This window comes from Vibrio sp. GLN_1, assembly GCF_043106015.1.
Taxonomy (GTDB): domain Bacteria; phylum Pseudomonadota; class Gammaproteobacteria; order Enterobacterales; family Vibrionaceae; genus Vibrio; species Vibrio parahaemolyticus.
In genome coordinates, this window is the sequence record NZ_JBICMD010000028.1 from 1 (window position 1) to 17,099 (window position 17,099).

A 17,099-nucleotide genomic window follows, 5' to 3' on the forward strand; every position below is an offset into this window, starting at 1 on the left:
GGCTGTCTTTTCCCTTCCAAGAAAGACCATTCTCGATGATCTGCAGTTCCACGACTTCGCCATTTATACCAATCTGGAAAATTAACTGGTCAGGTCTATCCACCTTCTCGAGCACATTGGGTGACTATTTTGGATCAATCCAAAACCGATTCTATGCATCGAAGACTTTGGAGGTGATGTCGTCGTAATCAGTAAAATATTGATTGGCTAAATCGCGTTGCCGCAACCAACGCCATACTTGTCCGATAGGGTTTAGCTCTGGAGAATAGGGCGAAAGTTTGATGACACTGACATTTTAAAGTCATTGGCAATTTCTTCTGTATGCCATCCTGCGCCATCCATTACAACGACGGCGTGACGTCCTTCCTACGTGACTGCCAATATTTGTTTTAAGTGCTCTATCATGATGTCTTTATTAACCCAGGGACAATGATAGCCTCACCAATTCCTCTTCTGCGACGACTGAACCGAACAGATAAGCATACTCAAATTGTTGTTTCTCGGCTCTTGGGCGAGCTGCTTTTTCAGTCCATAAGTGTGTTGTCGTGTTTTGAGCGGGAAGTTATCCATGAAAAGCCCATGTGGTCGAGCAGGTAATAGATAAAGTCAGGGCGGTAGTGCTTGCCAAATTCTTTCATGATGTAAGCGTGGATGTCGGAACCAGTCAGTTCTCCGTCTTGTGTATCATTGGCTTTTCTTGCCGTCCTTCCAGCCTTTCTTCAAGAAAGGTTTGGACCAACTTATTGACACTGGTTCGGCTTATCTTGAGAAACTTGGGCGATTTGTGTGCGTGAGTACCCATCTTTGAAATGAGCAAGGGCCAGCAGTCTCATTTTCATCTGAATGGCCTCAATTAGTTCATATTTTTACTTAGATTGGTATTAGGCTCGGGCTTCGCTCTGAGGAGAGTAGAACGGCGAGGTTTCTAGATAATATTGTTGGTGAAGTCTTCGAATTTTAGAGCATAAAAAAGCAGCCCTAAAGCTGCTTTTTAAATATGGGGAGAATGGAATTAGGCTTCAGTTTGTTCTCTTTGTTCTGCTAAAGAGCTTTGAGCTAGCTTTTCATCTTCCATCTTTTTTTCTTCAGCTTTCGCCTTTTCAATCATTGGTGTAATGGTTGAACCTTGAATAAGGATAGAGAACACCACAACCGAATAGGTCATTACAAGGATGATCTCTTTTACATCGATCAGCTTGTCTTGAACCACCCAAATCCCTGATGGAATTGAAAGTGCCATTGCTAGCGCTAGGCCGCCACGTAGGCCACCCCAAGTCAAAATTTTTACTGACCATGGGTTGTATTTTCTGTAACGTTTAAAGCCTATGTATGAGATAAAGACGCTGAGATAGCGAGAGGCTAGCACCAGAGGGACTGCAATTGCCATCATGATCCAGTCTTCTTCATGGAACTTAAATAGCAGCATCGACATACCAATTAATAGGAATAGCACGCCGTTTAGGAACTCATCTACTAACTCCCAGAAGTGGTCTAGGTGGTCTTCACTCTCTTTAGAGAAGCCAATAAAGCGCGTCCAGTTACCGATCATAATTCCCGACACCACCATCGCAAGTGGGCCTGAAACATGAATGTACTCAGCAAATGCGTAACCTGCTGTAGGAACACCGATGGTAAGTAGTAGCTCCATTGAATGATCGTCAGTAGCACTGATTAGGTAGTGGAATACTAAGCCCAATAGAAAGCCATAGACGATCCCGCCAATCGCTTCTTGGATGAAGAGTAGAGTGACGCTACCGACTGTTGGTGCTTCTGAGCCAAATGCAATGGTGAAAAGCGTGACGAAAATAACCAAGCCGAAGCCATCATTGAATAGTGACTCCCCTTCGATCTGTGTCGAGATACGTTTAGGTGCATCTAACTTTTTAACGATAGCTAGAACGGCAATCGGGTCGGTAGGCGAGATTAATGCGCCAAATAGCAAGCAGTAAACCAAATCAAACTGTATGCCGATCAGCATACAAAGGCCATAAAGAACAAAGCCGATGAAGAAGGTTGAGAACAGGGTTGCTCCAAGAGCCAATACCGTGATTTCCCACTTTTGATCTTTTAAGTTGGGTAGCTTGATGCCCAAGCCGCCAGCAAAAAGCAAAAATCCAAGGATGCCTTTCAACAAAAAGTCTTCAAAGTTAATCCTTGTTACCGTCTCGGTTGCAATCTCCGTAAGGTGAAACCAGTTGTTTTGACCGGCGATCAAAATAAGTAGAGAAAGAACCATTGAACCAGCTGTAATGGCGATGGTGGTTTGCATCTTTCCTATCTTGCTGTTTACAAAAGCAATTAGCATTGCAGCTGCGGATAGAAAACATAAAGTATGATAGACCGACATAGAGCTCTCTATTTGTAACATTTTATGAATGGAATTCTCGGCTGATGCTGTCTAAATAGCAAACATTTTTTCGGGTTTATTTTGCAAGTTAAGAAGGAGATAAAATAATCATTAAATATCCATTTAGACGTCTAGACTCCTGAAGTTTGTGTGATAGGATGGAATCATAACTAAAGGAATGAGGCTGTACTGTGGGAAGCAAAGTAAGACAACAGATTGAAGCTCAATTGAAGCAACGTATCTTATTGATTGATGGTGGTATGGGCACCATGATCCAAGGGTACAAACTTGAAGAGCAAGATTACCGAGGAGAGCGCTTTGCCAATTGGCACTGTGATCTAAAAGGCAACAACGACTTGTTGGTGCTAAGCCAGCCTCAACTAATTAAGGAAATCCATAGCGCTTACCTTGAAGCCGGCGCTGATATTCTAGAAACCAATACCTTTAACGCGACCACCATTGCGATGGCTGACTATGAGATGGAAAGCCTGAGTGAAGAGATTAACTTCGCCGCGGCAAAACTGGCTCGTGAAGTTGCCGATGAGTGGACGGCGAAAACGCCTGACAAACCTCGTTACGTTGCAGGTGTACTTGGTCCAACCAACCGAACGTGCTCTATCTCCCCTGATGTGAATGATCCCGGCTACCGCAATGTTTCTTTCGATGAGCTGGTTGAAGCGTATTCCGAGTCAACTCGAGCGTTAATCAGAGGTGGCGCTGATCTTATTTTGATCGAAACTATTTTCGATACATTGAACGCAAAGGCATGTGCCTTTGCTGTCGATTCTGTATTTGAAGAGCTTGGTGTTGCACTGCCTGTCATGATTTCCGGTACGATTACCGACGCTTCGGGCCGAACGTTATCAGGGCAAACCACGGAAGCACTTTACAACTCTCTACGTCATGTAAGGCCGTTATCTTTCGGTCTTAACTGTGCATTGGGGCCAGATGAACTGCGCCCATACGTGGAAGAGCTTTCTCGTATTTCTGAATCATTTGTTTCCGCACACCCTAACGCAGGTTTGCCGAATGCTTTTGGAGAATATGACCTTTCTCCAGAAGATATGGCAGAGCATGTAAAAGAGTGGGCTAGCAGCGGCTTTTTAAATCTGATTGGTGGCTGTTGTGGTACAACGCCGGAGCATATTCGCCAAATGGCGCAGGCCGTTGAAGGTGTTACACCTCGCGCTTTGCCAGATTTGCCTGTTGCTTGTCGTCTCTCTGGATTAGAGCCATTAACGATTGAGAAAGAGACTTTATTCATCAATGTCGGTGAGCGAACTAACGTCACAGGTTCTGCTCGCTTTAAACGTTTGATCAAAGAAGAACAGTATGACGAAGCATTAGAAGTCGCGCGTCAGCAAGTTGAAAATGGTGCCCAAATCATCGACATCAACATGGATGAGGGGATGTTAGACGCACAGGCTTGTATGGTGCGTTTTCTAAACCTATGTGCCTCAGAACCAGAAATCTCCAAAGTGCCAATCATGGTCGACTCTTCCAAATGGGAAGTGATTGAAGCGGGTCTGAAATGCATTCAAGGTAAAGGTATTGTGAACTCTATCTCTTTGAAGGAAGGCAAAGAGAAATTTGTTGAGCAAGCTAAACTGATCCGTCGTTATGGCGCAGCTGTGATCGTCATGGCATTCGATGAGGTTGGTCAGGCAGAAACGCGCGCGCGCAAGCTAGAAATCTGTACAAATGCTTATCGTATTTTGGTAGACGAAGTTGGCTTCCCGCCAGAAGACATTATTTTTGACCCGAACATTTTTGCCGTCGCAACGGGTATTGATGAGCACAACAACTATGCTGTTGATTTCATTGAAGCTGTAGCGGACATCAAGCGTGATTTGCCACACGCGATGATTTCCGGTGGCGTGTCGAACGTGTCTTTCTCCTTCCGCGGTAATAACTACGTTCGTGAAGCAATCCATGCCGTATTCCTTTATCACTGTTTTAAAAACGGTATGGATATGGGCATTGTGAACGCGGGGCAGCTCGAAATTTATGACAACGTACCGGAAAAACTACGAGAAGCAGTAGAAGACGTTGTGCTTAACCGTCGAGATGACGCTACAGAAAGATTGTTAGATATCGCAGCTGAGTACGCAGATAAAGGCGTTGGCAAAGAAGAAGATGCCTCTGCGCTTGAGTGGCGAACTTGGCCTGTCGCAAAACGTTTAGAGCATGCGTTAGTTAAAGGGATCACAGAGTTCATTGTCGCAGACACTGAAGAAGCACGTGTAAATGCGGCAAAGCCACTTGAAGTGATTGAAGGTCCTTTGATGGATGGCATGAACGTGGTGGGTGACCTATTTGGTGAGGGTAAGATGTTCTTACCTCAAGTAGTGAAATCTGCACGTGTAATGAAGCAAGCTGTCGCGCATTTAGAGCCTTTTATTAACGCCGAAAAACAATCTGGTAGCAGTAACGGAAAAATTTTGTTGGCGACAGTGAAGGGTGACGTGCACGACATCGGCAAAAACATTGTAGGCGTTGTACTGCAGTGTAATAACTACGAGATCATCGATCTTGGCGTGATGGTACCGTGTGAAAAGATCTTAAAAGTCGCGCTAGAAGAGAATGTTGATATTATCGGTTTGTCTGGGTTGATTACCCCATCTCTGGATGAAATGGTTCATGTTGCTAAAGAGATGGAACGTCTCAATTTTGATCTTCCGCTTCTGATTGGTGGGGCTACCACATCCAAAGCGCACACCGCCGTTAAGATTGAGCAGAACTACAAAAATCCGGTGGTTTACGTAAACAATGCGTCGCGCGCAGTAGGGGTTTGTTCGTCATTACTCTCCGATGAACGTCGACCTGCCTTTATAGAAAAACTGGATGCAGATTATGAGCGTGTTCGTGACCAACACAATCGTAAGAAGCCGCGTACTAAGCCTGTCACGTTAGAACAAGCGCGTGAAAATAAAGTCGCGATAGATTGGGATGCATACACGCCACCAGTTCCTGCAAAACCAGGCCTCCATATTTTTGATGATTTTGATGTCGCAACCTTACGCAAGTATATCGACTGGACGCCGTTTTTCATGACGTGGTCGCTGGTAGGAAAATACCCGACAATCTTCAAACATGAAGAAGTGGGTGAGGAGGCTCAGCGTCTATTCCATGATGCCAATGAGCTGCTTGATCGAGTTGAGCGTGAAGGATTGCTTAAGGCTCGCGGGATATGTGGCCTATTCCCAGCGGCAAGTGTGGGTGATGATATTGAAGTGTACACCGATGAGTCGCGTACCGAGGTTGCTAAAGTATTGCGCAATCTTCGTCAGCAAACAGAAAAGCCTAAAGGCTTTAACTACTGCTTGTCGGATTACATCGCGCCAAAAGAATCTGGCAAACAGGATTGGGTTGGAGCGTTTGCAGTAACTGGCGGTATCGGTGAGCGTGAGTTGGCCGATGAGTACAAAGCGCAAGGCGATGACTACAACGCCATCATGATTCAAGCGGTGGCGGATCGTTTAGCCGAAGCTTTTGCTGAATACTTGCATGAGCGTGTCAGGAAAGAAATTTGGGGCTATGCAGCAGATGAAAATCTATCGAATGATGAGCTCATTCGTGAAAAGTACCAAGGGATCCGTCCTGCACCGGGTTACCCAGCTTGTCCTGAGCATACAGAGAAAGGCCCGCTTTGGGAGTTACTGAATGTTGAAGAGAACATCGGTATGTCACTAACAACGAGCTATGCAATGTATCCGGGGGCATCAGTGTCCGGTTGGTATTTCTCACATCCAGACTCTCGCTATTTTGCGATCGCTCAGATCCAAGACGACCAGTTAGAGAGTTATGCTGATCGTAAAGGTTGGGATAGGATCGAAGCTGAAAAATGGTTGGGGCCAAACATTAACGGCTAAATCAAGTGAACAAGCAATAAAAAAGGGCTGCCAATGTGCAGCCCTTTAATTTGTCGTTGTTCCCTCAAAACCACGTTATGCTTTTTGAACCACGTTAGTGGTCACTTGAGGAACAAACCAATGTTATTGTTCGAAGAGCTCTGTATGCAGCTTCTGAATGGCTTGCTTCGCCACCGACTCATTCACAAGGAAGCACAGGTTATGAGGGCTTGCTCCATAACAGATCATGCGTAAGTTCAAATCTTCTAGCGTACCAAACACTTGCTTCGCATAGCCTTTACGTTCACTCATCTTGTTACCAATCAAGGCTACCAAACAAAGGCCATGTTCTACTTCGACCTTACACAACTCTTCCAACTCTTCACGTGCTGCTTGAGGAAGTTGTGGTGCGCCTCCTGAGGTATCAGTTTGATCCAGTGTGAGTGACACACTGATTTCTGAAGTGGTGATAAGGTCTACCGAAATTTTGTGCTTGGCTAAAATCTCAAATACTTTTGCTAAGAAGCCGTACGCATGGAACATGTTCGCACTACGCAGAGTGACCATCGTTTGATTACAACGCAGAGCGAGAGCACGGAACAGCGGTGAGCTTTCGACTTGATGACGAATCCACGTGCCACCTTTTTCTGGTTCTTTGGATGAGCCAACAAAAACCGGGATATCATGGCGCAGAGCAGGGACCAGTGTTGATGGGTGTAATATTTTCGCGCCAAAGTTAGCCATTTCAGAGGCTTCACTAAAACTGATCTCTGGGATTGGTGACGCTTTTGGTGCGATGCGAGGATCGGTCGTGTAAATACCAGGAACATCTGTCCAAATTTCAAGTCCAGATGCTTTCACACCTTCAGCAATCAAGGCTGCACTGTAGTCGCTACCACCACGGCCTAACGTTGTTGTATTGCCTTCTTCGTCAGAGCCTATGAAGCCCTGTGTGATGACGACAGAATCAAGGCATAAAGGGATAAGCTTCTCTTGCGCTAGTTGAGCAATGGCTTCGACATTCGGTTCTGCGCGACCAAAGTTGTCATCGGTTCTTAGTACTTCACGAATATCAAATCGTACTGCATTGATACCACGCTCTCGCATGAGCTGCGCCAAAATGTGCGTCGACATTAACTCACCACATGCCACAAGGTGGTCGGTCAGTTTGGTGTTTGCTTGAATTGAGGCGGCTTCTGCAAGGCTGGTCACGGTATCTAAAATTCCGTACACCTCTGAAGAGGCTTCTGTCGCATCTTCCAATTGAGCCAAAATGGAATCATGGATCTCAGCTAGGTCCTTTAGTAACTCAGCACGGTGTTCCTGATCTTGAACGCCATTGGCTAGTTCTACCAAGATGTTGGTTACCCCAGAGCAAGCGCTGCTAACAACAAGGCGAGTATTTGGATTGTTTTCGATGATGGTGGCACAACGACTCATTGCCTCAAAATTGGCAACACTGGTCCCACCGAATTTAGCTACGTTAAATGCGCTCACTGCGTTTCTCCCACGACTTCCTAAAAAATATACACATCCAATGTTTTGTGAGGAAAGGAACAGAGCAAAAAGAGAGGTAGTTAGATTGTCATTTGAAAATGTACCCTCAGAAGCTCTTCATCAGACGGTGCTGATGACAGTTGATGGGACTCAACCCAAGTCAACCGACAAGCCAAACCCTGCAATTTTGACTTACCTCGGCACTACTCCCCCTGAATGATTGGTATTGGAATTGCGGTTCCACAAATCATCTGCCTGGGCAGTGCTCCTCTTCTACATAAAGCTCAAACATTGAACGGTTTTGACGTCACAATGTCAATCAATATTTCAACCAGAATGATGGTTTTTATTAACGAAATTGTGACAGTGGTTTGACCTCTATACTTAGGGCTAATTGCCGTGTGCAACAAAATACATTAGTGTGAAACCTTTGATGCCTGAATGTATTGTTAATCGAAATGAAAATTGCTCCTGTTTTCTGGTGAACGACTTGTTAAATAATTCAAGTGAGTTTTCTTGCAAAGCATGAAGAGTGACGATGTTTTGATGGCAAATAATTCTAAAAATGACTTCTTTCAGGCTAAATGACTGCAATCAAGGAGCTGACATGCCGATCCAAAGCTTTATTCCCCCTCACCGAATTTTAATGGGCCCTGGTCCTTCCGATGTTTATCCGCAGGTATTGCAAGCCCTTAGCCGTCCAACGGTTGGTCATTTAGACCCTCTGTTTATCGCGATGATGGATGAGCTTAAACAGCTGTTGAAATACGCTTTTCAAACCGAAAATGAGTTCACTATTGCGGTTTCTGCTCCAGGCAGTGCTGGGATGGAGACTTGTTTCGTTAACTTGATCGAGAAAGGTGACAAAGTCATCGTTTGTCGAAACGGTGTCTTTGGCGAGCGCATGCGTGAAAACGTTATTCGTGCTGGTGGCGAAGTGGTGCTAGTCGATGATGAATGGGGTGCGCCTGTTTCAGTAGATAAAGTTGAACAAGCACTACAGCAACATCCTGATACAAAAATTCTGGCTTTTGTGCATGCTGAGACATCAACCGGTGCTGTCAATGATGCGCAAACTCTAGGTAAGTTAGCCAAGCAATATAATGTGTTGTCGATTGTGGACGCCGTTACATCGTTAGGCGGCGTACCGTTAAAAGTCGATGAATGGCAGCTTGATGCTGTGTACTCAGGCAGTCAAAAGTGTTTGTCGTGTGTACCTGGCTTGTCTCCGGTGACGCTGTCTCCGGCTGCTATCGAAAAAATTCAATCGCGCACTACGCCAGTTCAAAGTTGGTTCCTCGATCAAAGCTTAGTGTTGGGGTACTGGAGTGGGGAAGGTAAGCGTAGCTACCATCACACAGCTCCAGTGAATAGCCTATATGCATTGCATGAAGCGCTGCTTGTGTTACAGAACGAGGGGCTTGAGAACGCGTGGGCTCGCCATCAATTGATGCATGAGAAGTTGAAAGATGGTCTTCAGAAACTGGGTTTTGAATTTGTAGTGGAAGAAGCTTACCGTTTACCTCAATTGAACGCGATTTATGTGCCGGAAGGGATCGATGAAGCGAAAGTTCGCGCGCATCTACTTGAAACTTACAACCTTGAAATTGGTGCAGGGCTAGGTGCGTTAGCTGGCAAAGCATGGCGTATTGGGTTGATGGGATACGGTGCTCGCGCGGAAAATGTCGCGCTGTGCTTGAAGGCTCTGGAAGAGTCTTTAACTGAGTAAGAGTTGCGCATTAGAGCGTCTCAAGAGCTTGGAACTCTATTACTCATAGACCAACAGGGCCTAAAATCATTGGGCTGAAAACAAAAAAGCGAAGGAAGTCCTTCGCTTTTTTGTTTGTCTATTCCGCATCGGACACGCTAGGCGTTGTCGATTTGGCTTGTGAGGGTGGTTGATAATTTACTTGGCTAAAGTCGATGTTCGGAAATAGGAATTGAGCCTCAGCACGAATTTGTTCTGCTTTACTGCTGTCATCCAGTCCTTGATAAGCCAAGATTAAGTTATTGTAGAACGCAGGGCGTGGCTTATCTTTAATGATCTGCAATGACCAATCAATATAAGGTTGAATCAAACTTGGATCTTGCTTGTACAGACCAATATTCAAAAAGGTACTGTAAACGTCCCAGTCAAATCTGTCTTTCCATACGACCGGGTTACTTACCTGATTCAAAATATCAGGGTTAGTCGGTCGCGTAGTTTCGAACTTCGTCAGAATGTAGTTCGTGTGTAGTGCGCTCACCATATAGAAGGTAAACACGGCCGGAATCACCAAGCTAAAAACACGTAGCAGACTTTTGGTCACTTTGCTAAACCCAACTTGGCGATAGCGCGAGACACGCTGGTCGACCCAATACAGCAAAATGATGAAAATCAGCCAGTGCACGAGAGAGTGATAAAACGGATATTCCAACTGAGAGTGAAGTACGATAGGAATGAATAACGCAAGCAACGCTAGGCGTGTGCCACGTTTGGCTTGATAAATCCTATGTAAAACCAATCCCATTGCGAGGATTATGCCTAATACAGGCAGAAGCCCACCTTCTACGCCCCAGTACAACATTTCATTGTGTGGATGATCCATCGATGGCAAGCCTGCAGGATAGTTCTCATTCAGCGCATGCTGGCGCGCGGTGTACAGCATGTACTCAGATTCAAACTTACCGTAACCGTAGCCAGTGAACGGTTTCTCGATCACCATATCCAAGGTTTGAGGGAAAGTGTACGCTCGAGGTGATTCCATATTCACTTTCTCAGCCGCCAGTCCACTTCCATCCGGGAATGCAATGCTCATTACAACGAACGAGAGCACCAAGCCCGTAACCAAAGCTGCGATCCAGCGAATAAAGCGGCCTTTGGTTGCAAAGCGATACATATACGGAATCACTAACAACAAACCGATGATGGTCGCTAGCCATCCTGTGCGCGAAGCTAACGCGACAATCAACGGCAAGGTAACAACAGGTACGGCATACAAAAGGTAAACGTCGCTTAGCTTACGTGAATACTTATAGGGTTGACGAGCTAGAAGGTAACTGGCAATGACTAATCCAGTAGCGAGAAAGCTAGCCATCACATTCGGTTGCTGAAAGATCCCGTACGGACGGTTCGCAATCGTGTCGTAGCCGAAAGGATTCCCTGGTTTTAGAAAAAGATATTGCGTCAGACCAAATAGAGCTTCAATCACGACAGCCAGTACGATGAACCAAAGTAACCGTTGGCGATGCTTATTACTGAAATGAAATTGTTGTAAGACAACAAAAAACAGGAAACCACTCCACAGGCCGATAAGTTTGTTCGCTGCCAGAGTGCTGTCCGCATTGGGGTAGAATACTGGCAACGTCATGATGATCGCGCTGATCAGTAACCCGATGGTTAGCTTTGAATAGCGTAAAATGCGGTTACTCGCGAGCTGATAGCAACCGATACCTAACGCAAAGCTAAATGCAATCCACGTTGTTGCGTTGAAGGATAGGGCTAACCCTGATCCACCTGGATTGGGCATAAAAAAGTGCATGGCCAGTAAAAACAGAACGGCCAAAGCGATGAGAAACTTGCGATTGAGAGGAACTTGTACTTTTTCAGGAGAAAGTTTGGTTCCACTTACATGTATAGTAGCCATATATATTGCGTTGTTTTGAATGAAAAAAGACCAGCGTTGGCTGGTCTTTGTACTTTACCCGTTTTTTCTATTTCAACATAGGCTTAAGGAATCGAGCTGTGTGCGAACCTTCGATCTGAGACACATCTTCTGGTGTTCCCTGGGCAATGATCTCTCCGCCGCCTTGTCCGCCTTCTGGTCCTAAGTCGATGATCCAGTCTGCTGTTTTGATGACGTCCAAGTTATGCTCGATAACCACAACGGTATTCCCGTGATCGCGCAGGCGATGAAGTACGGTCAATAGCTGCTGAATATCATGGAAGTGCAGACCAGTTGTTGGCTCATCCAGAATGTACAAGGTTTTACCCGTATCACGCTTGGATAGCTCTCTTGCTAATTTCACTCGCTGTGCTTCGCCGCCCGATAATGTGGTTGCCGCTTGACCTAAACGAATGTAAGACAGACCAACGTCCATTAGAGTTTGCAGCTTGCGGGCAATCGCAGGAACAGGATCGAAGAAGGTGCGAGCATCCTCGACGGTCATTTCCAGTACTTCATCGATGGTTTTGCCTTTGTAGCGTACTTCCAGTGTTTCGCGGTTATAGCGCTTACCTTTACACACATCACATGGCACGTACACGTCTGGTAAGAAGTGCATCTCGACTTTGATAACACCATCCCCCTGACAAGCTTCACAGCGACCACCACGAACGTTAAAACTAAAGCGGCCAGGTTTGTAACCACGTGAACGTGATTCCTGCGTACCAGCAAACAGTTCGCGAATAGGGGTAAAGATTCCCGTGTACGTCGCAGGGTTCGAGCGTGGTGTTCGGCCAATTGGGCTTTGATCGATGTCGATAACCTTATCGAAATGTTCTAGACCTTTAATCGACTTATAAGGCGATGGGTGTGCAGTAGTAGCGCCATTGAGCTGGGTGTGTGCAATTTTGAAAAACGTATCGTTAATCAACGTTGATTTACCGGAGCCAGACACGCCAGTAATACAGCTAAACAATCCGACAGGAATAGACAAGTCGACGTTCTTCAGGTTGTTACCTGTTGCGCCTAGTAGCTCGACGGTTTTCTTTGGATCGCGAGGGGTACGCTCTTTAGGGACTGCTATCTCTTTTGCGCCACTTAGATACTGACCTGTGAGAGAGTTCGGGTTGGCGATGATCTCATCCATCGTTCCTTCGGCAACCACATTACCGCCGTGTACCCCCGCTCCCGGGCCAATATCAATCACGTGATCGGCACAGCGAATGGCATCTTCATCGTGTTCTACCACGAGTACGGTATTACCTAAATCGCGCAAATGAGTCAGTGTTTTTAGGAGTCGTTCGTTATCACGCTGGTGGAGGCCAATTGACGGTTCATCTAAGACGTACATGACACCAACAAGACCTGCACCAATTTGGCTCGCTAAGCGAATGCGTTGTGCTTCGCCACCGGATAGCGTCTCTGCACTCCGGGATAAATTAAGGTAGTTCAAGCCCACATTTACAAGGAACTGTAGACGATCATTGATCTCCTTCATGACCTTTTCTGCGATTTGCGCACGTTGACCTTCTAGCTTGAGTGTTTGGAAGAAGGTAAGGGCATCTGCAATACTGAGCTCAACGATCTCAGGTAAGGTAGTATCGGCAATAAATACATTACGTGCTTCAAGGCGTAGACGAGTACCGCCACAGCTTGAGCATGATTTTGTCGAGATGTATTTAGCCAACTCTTCTCGAACTGAGTTGGACTCGGTATCGCGGTAACGACGTTCAAGCGTATTTAAAATCCCTTCGAATGGGTGGCGCTTTACACGAATGTCGCCGCGATCATTGATGTATTTAAACTCGATCTCGGTGCGGCCTGAGCCTTTGAGAATAACGTCTTGCGTTTTCTTTGGCAGAGAGTTGAACGGAGCGTGCAAATCAAATCCATAATGATCCGCCAATGAAGTCAGCATTTGGAAGTAATAGTAATTCTTTTGATCCCAACCACGAATAGCACCTTGTGCCAAACTGAGTGAGTCATCTTGAATCACTCGGCTTGGATCAAAATACTGTTGTACACCCAAGCCATCACAAGTTCCACACGCGCCTGCTGGGTTGTTAAATGAGAACAATCTCGGTTCCAGTTCTTGCATGCTGTAACCACATTGCGGACAAGCGAAGTTCGCTGAAAAGATGATTTCTCCCCCATCGCCATCCATCGGAGCAACCACCGCAATACCACCAGAAAGCTCTAGCGTCGTCTCAAATGACTCAGCTAAACGTTGTTGCAGATCTGGGCGAACTTTGAATCGGTCGACCACGACTTCAATGGTGTGTTTTTTGTGTAGCTCAAGTGTTGGAGGATCTGAAAGATCGCAAGTTTCGCCGTCAATACGCGCTCGAATAAAACCTTGTGCGGCAAGGTTTTCTAGTGTTTTTACATGCTCACCTTTGCGCTCTTTTACGATTGGAGCAAGCAGCATCATTTTACTGCCTTCTGGCAGTTCCAATACTTTATCCACCATCTGGCTGACAGTTTGTGCGGCTAATGGGGCGTGGTGAGTAGGACAGCGTGGTTCACCAACACGAGCGTAAAGCAGACGTAAGTAGTCGTAAACTTCGGTGATGGTACCGACGGTTGAGCGAGGGTTATGCGATGTCGATTTTTGTTCAATAGAAATCGCCGGTGATAAACCTTCTATATGGTCGACATCTGGTTTTTCCATAAGAGACAAAAACTGACGAGCATAAGCAGACAGTGATTCGACATAACGTCGTTGGCCTTCTGCATATAAGGTATCGAATGCGAGAGAGGACTTACCGGAGCCACTTAACCCAGTAATTACTGTCAGTTTATCGCGAGGAATAGTCAGATTGATGTCTTTGAGGTTATGGGTTCGGGCACCGCGAACTTCTATTTTATCCATCATTTTTGCTCTATGTATAACCAAGTTGGGCAAGTATTACATAGTGTGAGAAATGTGCAAAGGAATACTGGACAAAAAAACAGTAAACAAAAAGCCCGGTATAAACCGGGCTTTAGAGTCTAGGCTGATGAAAGGTTTACACTTCTTTCTTTGTTGCGTGCTTACCTAATTCAGACTTCTTTTCATCTTTTAGGTACAAGTTTTCGAAACAGTAGTTTGTTGCTTCAATGTAGCCTTCTACGCTACCGCAATCAAAGCGCTTACCTTTGAATTTATATGCGAGAACACAACCTGCTTTTGCTTGTTTCAGCAACGCATCCGTAATTTGGATTTCACCACCTTTACCTGGCTCTGTGTTTTCGATCAGTTCAAAAATATCAGGGGTAAGGATGTAACGACCAATGATCGCAAGATTGCTTGGCGCTGTGCCTGGTTCTGGTTTTTCTACCATGTCATCTACGCGGTAGATGTCATCTTTGATCATTTCACCAGAAATCACGCCGTATTTGTGCGTCTCATCAGCAGGTACTTCTTGTACTGCCACGATAGAACAGCGGAATTGCTTAAACAGCGCAACCATTTGAGCAAGAACGCCTTCTTCCTCGTTCACACACAAGTCATCGGCAAGTACTACAGCGAAAGGTTCATCACCAACCAGTTCACGACCCGTGAGAATCGCGTGACCTAGACCTTTCATTTCACGTTGGCGAATGTAGGTAAAGTTCGCTGATTCAATGATCTCACGAATATCGACAAGTAACTCTTCTTTGTTGGTACCGCTAATTTGGTGCTCAAGCTCGTAGTTCTTATCAAAGTGATCCATGATTGAGTGTTTGCCACGGCCTGTCACAATACACATACCGTTCATACCAGCTTGAATTGCCTCTTCAACGCCGTATTCAATCAACGGTTTGTTCACTACTGGCATCATTTCTTTTGGCATTGATTTTGTCGCCGGAAGAAAGCGCGTGCCATAGCCTGCAGCAGGGAACAGACATTTTTTAATCATTGGGGGAATATCCTTTCTCGTCATTATCAAGAATCTGCGCAACACTTTAACACGAGAGTCGCGCATGAATCATGAATAAAGTAGGAAAAAATGTGAGACGCAGTGCGGAAAAAAGCATGATCAGTCAGGCCGTGCCGCTGTTGAGGAGCTATGTCTAACAATAAACAGGAAACTTACTCTCTCGTTGTGTTCACTATTCGACTCGCTGGGCTCGTAATCTCAGGTTCTATTAGTCGTCTTAATACATGAATGTAAGGTTAAGACATCAAGTTTTGATCGGCCCAAGCAATGGCTTGAACTCGGTTTTTCACTGAGAGCTTTTTAAAGATCTGATACAGGTGCGACTTGATCGTAAATTCGCTAACAAACAGTTCTTCTGCCATCTGGCTATTCGATGCTCCAGCTTGCAGACAACGCAGCACTTGCAGTTCGCGAATGGTGAGATCGACGGTTGCTGGCGCGGTGTGAGTATTTATCACATTTCGATAGTAGTGCAGCAGTTGGCTGGTTACGTTGCGTGGTAGCCAGTTTTGCCCGTTGACAATGCCTTTCAGTCCTTCGCCTACTTGTTCTAAAGAATCTTCGCTGTAAAACAAGCCTTTTAATTGACCGAAGGCGAGCAGTTCATCCGTAGTGAGGCGTTTTGGAACGTTGAACACGACCGTCTCAAAGTTCTTCCAAACCAATGGCAGGTTTTTAATCGATTGAACGAGTGATTTATGTTCACTGAAGTCAATGAGTAGAATTTTATTTCGATGTTCGGGTTTCGCTTCCATTAGGGCATCGGTTGAGATTACAGGAATGCTCATATCGATGTACTTTTCTAATGATGCGACTTTCTGCGCAGCATCGTCTTCCATACTAATCAGAAATAGCTTTCTTGCGTAAGCCGACTTTCTCACGTGTTCAAATCTCCCAAGGTTCAGTAGAGGCCGTAAGTTGGCATTAAAGTATGGGGAGAGCTATAGCTTTGGTGAATAAATGCGTTGAGATTCAAAGGTTCACGAATGAAGTCTGCAACGCGAATCAAAAATGCTACATATGAAAGTTGAACTGAGATTTTGGTTCTAGCGTAGGGCGTGATCGAACACAATGGCATTGGGCTTTAACCAAAACATCAAAGCGTGTATTCTATTGCGCTAAAATTAATATACAGATCCAGAGTGAAACGGAGCACATCATGGCCAGCCGTGGAATTAACAAAGTTATTTTGGTGGGGAATCTAGGTAACGACCCTGAAATTCGTTACATGCCTAATGGCGGTGCGGTAGCAAACATCACGATTGCTACTTCTGAGTCATGGCGTGACAAAGCGACTGGCGAACAGCGCGAAAAAACAGAATGGCACCGTGTTGTGTTGTTCGGTAAGTTGGCAGAAGTTGCTGGTGAGTACCTGCGTAAAGGTTCACAAGTTTACGTTGAAGGCCAACTTCAAACTCGTAAATGGCAAGACCAAAGTGGCCAAGATCGCTACTCAACAGAAGTTGTGGTTCAAGGTTTCAATGGTGTAATGCAAATGCTTGGTGGCCGTGCTCAAGGTGGCGCTCCTGCAATGGGCGGTCAACAACAGCAGCAAGGCGGTTGGGGTCAACCTCAACAACCGGCTCAGCAGCAATACAATGCACCTCAACAGCAGCAACAGGCTCCGCAGCAACCACAGCAGCAATACAACGAGCCACCAATGGATTTTGATGACGATATTCCGTTCTAAATCCCCGCTATGTTTGAATCGAAAAGGCCGTGAATATCGCGGCTTTTTTATTGCCTGAATTCAGCATGTGAGCCCGATCTTTTTAATCACTTCGCACTAACGATAAAGCTTATCAATGAAAGCAATTCTCTATATGCTTCCAACTCTCACAATCAGACTAATCCGATT

At 45.6% G+C, this 17,099-nt stretch carries 11 protein-coding genes and 1 riboswitch; of the genes, 3 read left to right on the forward strand and 8 right to left on the reverse strand.

Features of this window, described 5'->3' with window-relative positions:
* Positions 1–151: 151 nt before the first annotated feature.
* The 3 genes from ACF8OV_RS12345 to ACF8OV_RS12355 all read right to left on the reverse strand — a co-directional run bounded on the left by ACF8OV_RS12345 (position 152) and on the right by ACF8OV_RS12355 (position 2,347).
* Entirely contained in the window at positions 152–283 is a 132-nt protein-coding gene (locus ACF8OV_RS12345) for a transposase (RefSeq protein ID WP_203505125.1), read from the reverse strand.
* A gap of 241 nt (positions 284–524) precedes the next feature.
* Positions 525–638: a winged helix-turn-helix domain-containing protein gene (locus ACF8OV_RS12350; protein ID WP_229612582.1), complete on the reverse strand. Its 114-nt coding sequence runs from the start codon at positions 636–638 to the stop codon at positions 525–527.
* A 374-nt stretch (positions 639–1,012) separates the two neighbouring features.
* Positions 1,013–2,347, reverse strand: coding sequence for a sodium:proton antiporter (locus tag ACF8OV_RS12355; RefSeq protein ID WP_011106084.1), 1,335 nt, complete (start codon positions 2,345–2,347; stop codon positions 1,013–1,015).
* A 191-nt stretch (positions 2,348–2,538) separates the two neighbouring features.
* Here ACF8OV_RS12355 and metH point away from each other — a divergent pair, with 191 nt between their 5' ends.
* The gene (gene metH / locus ACF8OV_RS12360) at positions 2,539–6,219 is read left to right on the forward strand and encodes a methionine synthase (RefSeq protein ID WP_317676113.1); all 3,681 of its coding nucleotides are present in this window, start codon (positions 2,539–2,541) and stop codon (positions 6,217–6,219) included.
* Positions 6,220–6,342: 123 nt separating this feature from the next.
* Here the strand turns inward: metH and lysC are convergent, their stop codons facing one another.
* Positions 6,343–7,695: a lysine-sensitive aspartokinase 3 gene (gene lysC / locus ACF8OV_RS12365; RefSeq protein WP_140249449.1), complete on the reverse strand. Its 1,353-nt coding sequence runs from the start codon at positions 7,693–7,695 to the stop codon at positions 6,343–6,345.
* Between the two features lie 102 nt (positions 7,696–7,797).
* Positions 7,798–7,976, reverse strand: a riboswitch (Lysine riboswitch).
* Positions 7,977–8,302: 326 nt separating this feature from the next.
* On the opposite strand from lysC, the gene ACF8OV_RS12370 reads away from it, so the two are divergent.
* Positions 8,303–9,424: an alanine--glyoxylate aminotransferase family protein gene (locus ACF8OV_RS12370; protein ID WP_258496226.1), complete on the forward strand. Its 1,122-nt coding sequence runs from the start codon at positions 8,303–8,305 to the stop codon at positions 9,422–9,424.
* Positions 9,425–9,542: 118 nt separating this feature from the next.
* Here ACF8OV_RS12370 and ACF8OV_RS12375 read toward each other — a convergent pair whose 3' ends face one another.
* From ACF8OV_RS12375 to ACF8OV_RS12390, 4 genes are all read right to left on the reverse strand, one after another.
* Complete coding sequence (locus tag ACF8OV_RS12375; protein ID WP_025522375.1) at positions 9,543–11,321, reverse strand: PglL family O-oligosaccharyltransferase; 1,779 nt, start codon at positions 11,319–11,321, stop codon at positions 9,543–9,545.
* A gap of 67 nt (positions 11,322–11,388) precedes the next feature.
* Entirely contained in the window at positions 11,389–14,211 is a 2,823-nt protein-coding gene (uvrA, locus tag ACF8OV_RS12380; RefSeq protein WP_029830918.1) for an excinuclease ABC subunit UvrA, read from the reverse strand.
* Between the two features lie 136 nt (positions 14,212–14,347).
* Positions 14,348–15,220 carry a UTP--glucose-1-phosphate uridylyltransferase GalU gene (gene galU, locus ACF8OV_RS12385; protein WP_005466627.1) on the reverse strand — a complete coding sequence of 291 codons (873 nt, stop codon included), beginning with the start codon at positions 15,218–15,220 and terminating at the stop codon, positions 14,348–14,350.
* 257 nt (positions 15,221–15,477) lie between these two features.
* Entirely contained in the window at positions 15,478–16,122 is a 645-nt protein-coding gene (locus ACF8OV_RS12390) for a LuxR C-terminal-related transcriptional regulator (RefSeq protein WP_005480993.1), read from the reverse strand.
* 278 nt (positions 16,123–16,400) lie between these two features.
* Here ACF8OV_RS12390 and ACF8OV_RS12395 point away from each other — a divergent pair, with 278 nt between their 5' ends.
* Positions 16,401–16,931: a single-stranded DNA-binding protein gene (locus ACF8OV_RS12395; RefSeq protein ID WP_005466625.1), complete on the forward strand. Its 531-nt coding sequence runs from the start codon at positions 16,401–16,403 to the stop codon at positions 16,929–16,931.
* Positions 16,932–17,099 lie beyond the last annotated feature (168 nt).